This is a genomic window from Actinoplanes sp. NPDC048791 (genome assembly GCF_040650095.1).
In the GTDB taxonomy this organism is placed as follows: domain Bacteria; phylum Actinomycetota; class Actinomycetes; order Mycobacteriales; family Micromonosporaceae; genus Actinoplanes.
The window spans coordinates 1-9024 of record NZ_JBEZGQ010000278.1; the positions used below are offsets into that span (position 1 = coordinate 1).

The 9024-nt window shown below is 71.5% G+C and carries 6 protein-coding genes; 5 read left to right on the forward strand and 1 reads right to left on the reverse strand.

Annotated features, from left to right (window positions below; all coding sequences use genetic code 11):
* The first annotated feature begins 861 nt into the window (after positions 1-861).
* The 4 genes from AB0C29_RS20895 to AB0C29_RS20910 all read left to right on the forward strand — a co-directional run bounded on the left by AB0C29_RS20895 (position 862) and on the right by AB0C29_RS20910 (position 4770).
* On the forward strand, positions 862-2988 hold the full coding sequence (locus AB0C29_RS20895; RefSeq protein WP_360822441.1) for a hypothetical protein: 2127 nt from the start codon (positions 862-864) through the stop codon (positions 2986-2988).
* Between the two features lie 104 nt (positions 2989-3092).
* Positions 3093-3263, forward strand: a complete 171-nt coding sequence (locus AB0C29_RS20900) for a hypothetical protein (protein ID WP_360822443.1) — start codon at positions 3093-3095, stop codon at positions 3261-3263.
* A gap of 30 nt (positions 3264-3293) precedes the next feature.
* Positions 3294-4034 carry a M50 family metallopeptidase gene (locus AB0C29_RS20905; RefSeq protein ID WP_360822445.1) on the forward strand — a complete coding sequence of 247 codons (741 nt, stop codon included), beginning with the start codon at positions 3294-3296 and terminating at the stop codon, positions 4032-4034.
* Between the two features lie 79 nt (positions 4035-4113).
* The gene (locus tag AB0C29_RS20910) at positions 4114-4770 is read left to right on the forward strand and encodes a M50 family metallopeptidase (protein ID WP_360822447.1); all 657 of its coding nucleotides are present in this window, start codon (positions 4114-4116) and stop codon (positions 4768-4770) included.
* A gap of 4 nt (positions 4771-4774) precedes the next feature.
* On the opposite strand, the gene AB0C29_RS20915 is transcribed toward AB0C29_RS20910, so the two are convergent.
* Entirely contained in the window at positions 4775-6346 is a 1572-nt protein-coding gene (locus tag AB0C29_RS20915) for an acyl-CoA carboxylase subunit beta (protein WP_360822451.1), read from the reverse strand.
* A gap of 895 nt (positions 6347-7241) precedes the next feature.
* On the opposite strand from AB0C29_RS20915, the gene AB0C29_RS20920 reads away from it, so the two are divergent.
* Positions 7242-9024, forward strand: a 1783-nt coding sequence (locus AB0C29_RS20920) for a hypothetical protein (RefSeq protein WP_360822449.1), incomplete at its 3' end; no start/stop codon positions are given.

Below are 9024 nucleotides of genomic sequence, written 5' to 3' on the forward strand. Positions count from 1 at the left end.
GGTGGGCTGCCACCTCGTCGGCTGTGATTGAGCCGAAAGCGGAGCCGGACCCGCGCATCGTCGCGTCCAGGGCTGGACGGCGCGAAGCCGCCCGAGCTGGATGCCACCAAGATCGAAAACCGATTCGGTACGGGCACACCATCGTCCCCGCCCCCAGGCGCGGATGCAGCGGCTTCGCGCCGTCCAGCCCTGGACGCGACGATGCGCGGGTCCGGCTCCGCTTTCGGCTCAATCACAGCCGACGAGGTGGCAGCCCACCGCAAGCGCGCAGCAACCCCACCGGGCCAAGCCACCACCCCGCCGCCCACCGCGCCGGAGTCCCGCAGGCCGACCACCCAGCCCCCGAAGTCACCCCCGGCAACCCCGCGAGCAGCCGCCGCAGGCTCCGCCGTGGCCGACCCCCGCACCCCACCGGCCGCCACGCCGCCACCCCGCACAACGGCCACCGCCCGAGTGACGGCCCCGGCCAAGCCCACAGCTCCCCGCCCAGCGGAGAAGCCGTCCCAACCGGCCGCAAACCCGGCCTCAGCAAGCGCCACCGCCCCGACCACCGACCGCCCCGACACCAAGACCCCAGCCAACACCACCCGCGACGCCGCCACCTCAGGTAGCGCGACGCGGGACGCCACAACGCCGGGCAACGCCACGCGGGACAAGGCGACCTCGGGTGGCGCGACGCGGGATGGCGTGGCGCCGGGCGATGCCACGACCTCGGATAGCGCGACGCGGGATGGCGCGACGCCAGGCGATGCCGCGACCTCGGGCGGCGTGACACGGGATGGTGCGACGCCAGGCAGCGCCACGCGGGATGAGACGACGTCGGGTAGCGCGACACAGGATGCCGCGACGTCAGGCGATGCCATGCGGGACGAGGCGACGTCGGGCAGCGCGACGCGTGACAAGGCGACGCAGGAAAGCGGCACGTCGGCCGGCGAAGCTGCCGCCGCGACCGCGACCACAGCGAAGAAGAAGTCCGGCGCGCGCATGCCGTTCGGTCCGCGCCCCGGCACATCTGCCACCGAGGTGTCCGCCGACCCCGACGCTGCGAAGTCGCCCGCAAGCGCAACACCGACGGCCGCCGCAGCTTCGAGTGATGTGGCTGAGAAGGCAGCAAAGTCGGCAGATGCAGGCGCCGAGGCCGCGATCGCCGAGAGTGAGACCAGCAAGACCACCGGCATGGCGGAAGCTGGCCGCGCGGCCACGGATGTGGAGCCGCCCGCTACCGCGAGCACCGACGCCGACGAGCCGCAGAAGCCGGCGACCGAGGCCACGGCAACGGCAGCAGCCTCTGACGCGGCGGAAGGCAAGTCTGTTGCCGATGCGAGCGTGACCGACGCGACGGCGGCAGCCCCGAAGGCCGCTGCTGACAAGGCCGCCCCCTCGGACACGCCCGACTCCGGGATGAGCGAGGCTAGCGATGCACCCGTTGCGCCGGACGCCGTCAAGGCCAGCGACGCGCCGGTAGAGGAAAGCGCCGCAGTCGAGGCGAGGACCAGCGCGCCCGAGACGGGCAGCGAAGCTGCGCAAGCCGTGACTGACGAATCCGAGGCTGGAAGCCAAGCTCCCGAGACCGAGAGCGCTACACCGGAGGTCGTCGTCGCCGAAGCAGGCGACGGGACAGAGACGAGCGCCTCCGCCAGCAACTCTGGAACCGGGACAAGCAAAAAGCCGGCTGACGAAACGACCGCCGGCCGGACGGGCCTCGGCGCCACACGCCCGGGTGCTGGTTCGGGCACGAAGGCGTCCCGCAAGAAGGGCAAGGGCCGCACGGCGGCAGCGACCAAGCCGAGCGTTGCGACAGCAGCCCAGAGTTCCCCCAGCGAGGCGGGCAACGCCGACCAGGCGCCGGAGGCCGACAAGGCAACGACCAGCACCGACGCTGATCCGAAGACCTCCAGCACCGCGAGTGCCACGGCACCCGCGGATGACGCGATCACGCCGGGCGATGACACCGCGAGCTACCAGCCCGCCGCAACTGACGGCTCAGAGGACGCCAAGGCAGCCGCCGTCACGAAGCCGGCCAAGGCGACGACCGCGGCTCCGACAGCCAGCACGCCCGCCCCAGCCAAGAGCGACGCCGGCCGTACCCGGGTCATCAAGCCGGCCGGCACCCCCACCAAGACCACCGCCATCCCGGCTGCCCGCACCGGCGCCGCCGCCAAGGCCGCCGTACCGGTCTCCGGTGCCCCCGGTTTCGGTCAGCCGACCCGCCCGGCCTGGCAGCCGATGACCGTCCGCGCGCCTTCTTCCGGCGGTCGTGGCATCACCGTTTTCGGCACCACGCTTACCCGTCGCCAGACCGTGATCGCCATCGGTGTGCTGGTCGCCGTACTGCTGGCGCTTGTTGTTCTTGTGCCTCGGGCTTTCGGGGACGAGGAGGATCAGACGCAGGACAACGGTCGGAAGGGTGGGGTTGCGCCGGTTGCGTCCGGTAAGCCGTCCGCCGCGCCGAGTTCTCCGGCGGGCGCGGCGCCGGTGCCGACGACCACCGCGCCGGTCACGCCGAGTGCCAAGCCTTCGCCGGCTGCCAGTAAGCCTGCGTCGACGGGCAAGCTTCCGAAGGGTTGGAAGGTCTACGACGGTGACGGCTATTCGGTGCCGGTGCCGGAGGGGGCCTCGATTCGGGCCGATGGCACCGAGATGTACTTCTCCAAGAACAACCGGCTGCTCATCATCGACCACTCCGAGCAGCCCAAGTCCGATCCCGTGGCCGACTGGAAGCAGCAGGAAGCGGATCGGCGGGGGACGAAGTACAAGAACTATCAGCGGATCCGGCTGGATGGGCTCAACTATCTCGGCAAGGCCGCCGACTGGGAGTTCACCTACACCACGGTGAGCGGCAACCCGCAGCATGCGATCAAGCGGGGATTCATCACCACGCCCGGCAAGCAGGCCTACAGCATCTCCTGGTACACGTCGCCGGAGGACTGGGCGGCTTCGCAGAAGGATCTTCAGGTCATCTACCAGGGGTTCAAGGCCAACCGGTAGGCCTCCAGGTGTGAGTGACGGGTGAATGGGTATTCATCGGTCACCACGGATGGAGGTGCAAGATGATTCGACGACACGGCAGTAGGCCCACGATCGCTTTGTGGATGCTCGTCGCGATCGCCGACGTCGCGCTTGTCGTGGCGACCGCCAGTGCGCTGGTCGTGATGATGGTGCTGGCCGGCGCGATGATCGTTGCCGGAGCGGTTGCCGGCCGCCTCATGCTGCAGCGGCGCGCCGTCCCTCAGCAGGAATCTGTGCTGCGCCGCCGCGCCTAGTCCTGCGCTGATCGACTACGCTCGCGGGCTGTGTCGATCGACTCGGTAAGTGACCTCTGGGACACCCTGCTCGGTGCCCAGCCGGACCCGCCCGGCCTGCTCGTCCTCGTGACGGCGGTGATCGCGCTGGCCGTGGTCGCCTTCCGGCCGCTGTGGCGGATCGCCCGCAACGCCATCACCATCGCCCACGAAGGTGGCCACGCACTGGTCGCGCTGCTGACGGGCCGCAAACTGCGCGGCATCCGGCTGGAGTTCGACACGTCCGGGCTCACGCTCTCGGCCGGCCGCCCGACCGGGCCCGGCATGATGTTCACCCTGCTGGCCGGCTACATCGCGCCGTCGCTGGTCGGGCTGGGCGGCGCCTGGCTGCTCGGCGGCAACCGGATCACCCTGCTGCTGTGGGTCGCGGTGCTCCTGCTGCTGCTCATGCTGATCAACATCCGGAACGTGTTCGGCGCGGTCTCCGTGCTGGTCACCGGGGCGATCGTCTTCGCCGTTTCCTGGTACGCGACCCCACAGGTCCAGGCCGCCTTCGCGTACGTCGGAGTGTGGTTCCTGCTGATCGGCGGCGTACGCCCGGTCTTCGAGCTGCAGAAGCTCCGCAGCCGCGGCCGGATGCCGGAGTCCGACGCCGACCAGCTGGCCGGCGTCACGCACGTGCCCGCGCTGTTCTGGGTGGGCGTCTTCCTGGCCGTCGACGTGGCCGCGCTGGTCATCGGCGGCTTCATGCTGGCCGGCCAGTGGCTGCCCGCCGTCAGCAACACGCCCTGACTTCGAGTAGCCGAACGGTGACCAGTTGAGTATTTGCTGGTGATGCGCGTCACGGAGGGCCGTCGCTAGCGTCGCTGGCATGGAGGCGCCACCGGGAATCGCGTGGACCGCCGGAGTGGTCGCGTTCATCGCCGCGGTGCCGCTGTGGCGGTTCACCACGCACGCGATCACCATCGCCCACGAGGGCGGGCATGTGCTGTTCGGCCTGCTCATGGGCCGCGGCATCACCAAGGTCACGGTCACCGGGGGCGGTGGCGGGTCGACCGGCTTCCGGGCCGGTGGCTGGCTCGCCATCATGGTGTCGTTCCTGGCCGGCTACCTCGGACCGTCCATCTTCGGCTTCGCCGGCGCCTGGATGCTGGTGCACGACGTCGCGCCGCGGGCCGTGCTGCTGATGAGCCTGGCGCTGATGGCCCTGCTGCTGGTCATGGTCCGCAACTTCTTCGGCTTCATCGCCGTGCCGCTCACCGCCGCCGTCCTCTGGCTGGTCGCCATGCGCGCCGAGCCCGGGGCGCAACTCGTCTTCGCGTACATCTGGGTCTGGTTCCTGCTCATGGGCGGCGTGCGGCAGATCCCCGAGCTGTACCGGCACTGGCTGGGCGACGGCGAACCGGACACGAAGGTGCTGTCGCAGCAGACGGGCCTGTCCACGGCGTTCTACGTGGCGTTCTTCTGGCTCGGCTCGATGGGCGCCCTGGTCTGGGGCGGGGCCCTGATGCTGCGCTACACCGGCTGAGCCGTCAGAGCGGGATGTTGCCGTGCTTCTTCGGCGGCAGGGTCTCCCGCTTGGTCCGCAACGTCCGCAGCGCCAGCGTTACCTGTGCCCGGGTCGCGGACGGCGCGATGACCGCGTCCACGTAACCGCGTTCCGCCGCGATGTACGGGTTCGCCAGCGTGTCCTCGTACTCCTTGATCAGCTCGGTTCGCAGCGCCGCCGGGTCCTCCGCGCCGGCCAGCTCGCCCCGGTAGAGGATGTTGACCGCGCCCTGGGCCCCCATCACCGCGATCTGCGCCGTGGGCCAGGCGAAGTTCATGTCCGCACCGAGGTGCTTCGAGCCCATCACGTCGTACGCGCCGCCGTACGCCTTGCGGGTGATCACCGTGACCTTGGGGACGGTCGCTTCCGCGTACGCGTAGATCAGCTTGGCCCCGCGCCGGATGATGCCGTCCCACTCCTGGCCGGTGCCCGGCAGGAAGCCGGGCACGTCCACGAAGGTCAGCACCGGGATGTTGAAGGCGTCGCAGGTGCGCACGAAACGCGCCGCCTTCTCGGACGCCGCGATGTCCAGCGTGCCGGCGAAGTGCATCGGCTGGTTCGCCACGACGCCGACCGGCCGGCCCTCGACCCGGCCGAAGCCGATCACGATGTTCTGCGCGTAGAGCGGCTGGACCTCGAGGAAGTCGTCGACGACGGTCTCCACCACGCGCTTGATGTCGTAGGGCTGGTTCGCCGAGTCCGGGATGAGCTGGTCCAGGCCGCGGTCCGCGTCCGAGACGTCCAGCGAAGCGGGCAGGTCGAAGGTGGTCGGTTCGTCCAGGTTGTTGCTGGGCAGGTACGACAGCAGCGCGCGCACGTAGTCGATCGCGTCGTCCTCGTCGCTGGCCAGATAGTGCGCGTTGCCGCTGCGGGAGTTGTGCGTGCGGGCGCCGCCCAGCTCCTCCATGCCGACGTCCTCGCCGGTCACCGTACGGATGACGTCCGGGCCGGTGATGAACATGTGCGAGGTCTGGTCGACCATGACGGTGAAGTCGGTGATCGCCGGGGAGTAGACCGCGCCGCCCGCACACGGGCCCATGATCAGCGAGATCTGCGGGATGACCCCGCTGGCCCGCACGTTGCGGAAGAAGATGTCGGCGTACAGGCCGAGCGCGACGACGCCCTCCTGGATCCGCGCGCCGCCGGAGTCGTTGATGCCGATGATCGGGCAGCCGATCTTCATGGCCAGGTCGAGCACCTTGACGATCTTCTCGCCGAACACCTCGCCCAGCGAGCCGCCGAACACGGTGAAGTCCTGCGAGAACACGCACACCTGGCGGCCGTCGACCGTGCCGTGCCCGGTGACCACGCCGTCGCCGTACGGGCGGTTCTTCTCCAGCCCGAAGGCGGTGGACCGGTGCCGGGCCAGGCCGTCGAGCTCCACGAAGGAACCCTCGTCGAGCAGCATCTCGATGCGTTCCCGGGCGGTCTTCTTGCCGCGGGCGTGCTGCTTCTCCACCGCGCGGGCCGAACCGGCGTGCACGGCCTCGTCGGTGCGCCGTTCGAGGTCGGCGAGTTTGCCGGCCGTCGTGTGGATGTCATCCTGCTGCGTCACGTCCTGCTGCGCCGTCACGATGCCCCGTCCTCCGCTCACCCACGCATGCCCGCCGGCCAGGCGGCATTCACGCCGGAGAGATCGTATCCAGGCTCCGGCAGGCGCCACGCGGTGCCCGTACGCGGGGGTGCGACGGAAAGCACGTTTCGCACTCAATGCCCCATTCGTTACAACCCCCGTGACGACATGGATGACCCCCGTCGGCGTGGCGTTGATCGTCGGTGGCATCACCACGCTCATCGTCTTCCGCGCCGCCCTGTTCCGCAGCAGCTCTGAAGACCAGCGCGTGGCCGAGCACGGCGAGACCCGCCGCCGTGCGGATTCCCCAGGTGCCGACGGTACGTCGTCAGGCGCTGGCGGTGCGTTGTCAGGCGCGGGCAGTACGTCGGCAGGCGCGGGCGACGCGTCGTCGAGAGCCGGCGGTACGTCGTCAGCTGCGGGCGGGGCGTCATCAGGTGCGGGCCGGGCGTCGTCAGGTGCGGGCCGGGCGTCGTCAGGTGCGGGCCGGGATGAGGGAGCTCCGAGCCGTAAGCGGCGCCGTGGGCGGGCCGAATCCTCGGCCAAGACCCGCAGGGCGCCGGCTGCTTCCAGCGAGGACGGCACGGGACCGGATGCGGTCGTGCCCGCTCCGCGAGGGGGTCGTCGGGCCGAACCCGGTGCCGCCGAGTCGGCTGCTCCCGCCCCACGCAGTCATGCCGATCCCGCCCCACGCGGTCATGCCGATCCCGCCCCAAGCAGTCATGCCGATCCCGCCCCACGCAGTCATGCCGATCCCGCCGGTCCGGGCCGGTCCGGGCCAGGAGCGGACAAGGCCGGGCGCTCCCGTGCGGGTTCGCGGCGCTTGTGGCCGACCTCGGGTACCCCTGGGCCGGACGTCGACGCCGAGGTCTCCGGCGTGGGGACAGCGCCGGCCGATGATGCGGACGGCCCGGACCGGTCCGTGTTCCGGCGGCTCGTGGACCTCGACGAGGAAGGCGTCCCGGCCCCGGCCGGTGCCGCCCCGACCGATCTCCGGCTGGCGTCGCTGAGCCGGGCCGACGATCCGGGCGAACCCGCCGACCAGGCGGGCGACCCGGAACTGGACATCGACCAGGACCTCGACCGGGCCGCCGACGTCATCGACCCGGCCGAACAGTCCCACGCGCTCGACCTGCCGGGCCTCGGCCTGCTCGGCCTGCAGCCGGCGGACAGTAACTACGACGCTGAACTCTCCGGTCCGTTCGACTCGGTGGCGGGCACCGGCACGTTCCCCGGGCTCTTCGCCGACGTGGCCCTGGAGGACGCCGACGAGACCGGCTTCGTCCCGGTGCCCGAGGAAACCGCCGGAACGGACTGGGCCGAACGCGCCGACCGGCGGTACGGCGACCGGGTCGAGGGCTGGGTCCGGCCCGAGTACCCGGACGAGCCTGTCGCGGGGGAGTACTGGACGCCCGCGCCGGTGGCGTCCTACGAGGCCGAGTACGGCTGGCCGACTCCGGTGGAACGGCTTCCCGAGGTGCCGCCTTACCCGCCGTCGTCCGGGTTCGACGTACCGGTGGAGATCGAGACGGAACCGACCCGGCCGGTGCTGCAGTGGCCGCCGGCCCGCCCGGACGACCGGATCGAGCTGCCGCGCTCCTGGTCCCACCGGGGTGGCGAGACCGGTCCGGCGTTCCGGACGGCGGTCGATCGAGACGGGCCCGTGGGGCTCCGGTCGGTGGCTGACCTGCCGATCGAGGACGTGATGCCGGACGCCGGCGCGCAAGCGGCCGGAGCCGGGACTGCTCTCTCGGCCGGAACCGCCGAAGACGGTGTGGTCTTCTCGGACGCAGCCGCCCACCCGCTGAGCGGCGACGATCTGGTGGAGGGCGTCGACCTGGCGAGCGTTGATGACCTGGCCGAGGGCGGCAGTGATCCGGCGGGCAACAGCCGGTTCGACAGGGAAGCGAACCTCCCGGCCGGCCGGTTCGGCAGCGAGGCGATCGCCCCGGTGCCGGAGGTGACCGGTCGCAGGCGCTTCGACGAGCCCGCTCCCGCCGCCGACGACCGTGTGTTCCTCGGCACGGACGGGCTCACCCTCGCCCCCAACCCCTACGTCCACGAGGACGAGGCCGCCCAGCCCAGCTACAGCCGGGCCGCTCAGGCAGCCCGCCGCCTGGCCGAAAGCCCCGTACAGGACGCCCCGGCCGACGGCGCCGAGCACGGAGGAGCCCGGGAAGACCGGCGGGACGCAACAAGCCGAAGGGACCGCCGGACCAGCCGCGGCCGCCGGGACAGGGACAGCGCACCCCAGGACGCCGGACCTTTGACCGAGGCCCACGCCCCCCGGGCGAACCACCCGGCCCCGGGCGCCTGGCCACCCCCGGCCGCCTACAACGACCGGCCCGCCGACCCACCGCAGCGCACCAGATCCACCAACACCGCCGGCGCCAACCGCGTACCGGTGCGCCGCGGCCCGACCACCGACCAGAGCGGCCCCTACGCAGCCCGCGAGGAAAGCCTGGAAGGCCCCATCTGGACCGTCCCCGACCTGCCCGAAGCCGCCATGCCGGACCTCACCTGGTCCCCGGAGGAAGCACCCGACGACACCCGCAGACCGCGCCGCCCCGCCGTCATGGTGCGTCGCCGGCGTGCGGCCGGTGCCGAGGCGACCCAGGCGCTGCCCCCGATGGAGCCGGCCCGGCCGGATCAGCCGCGGG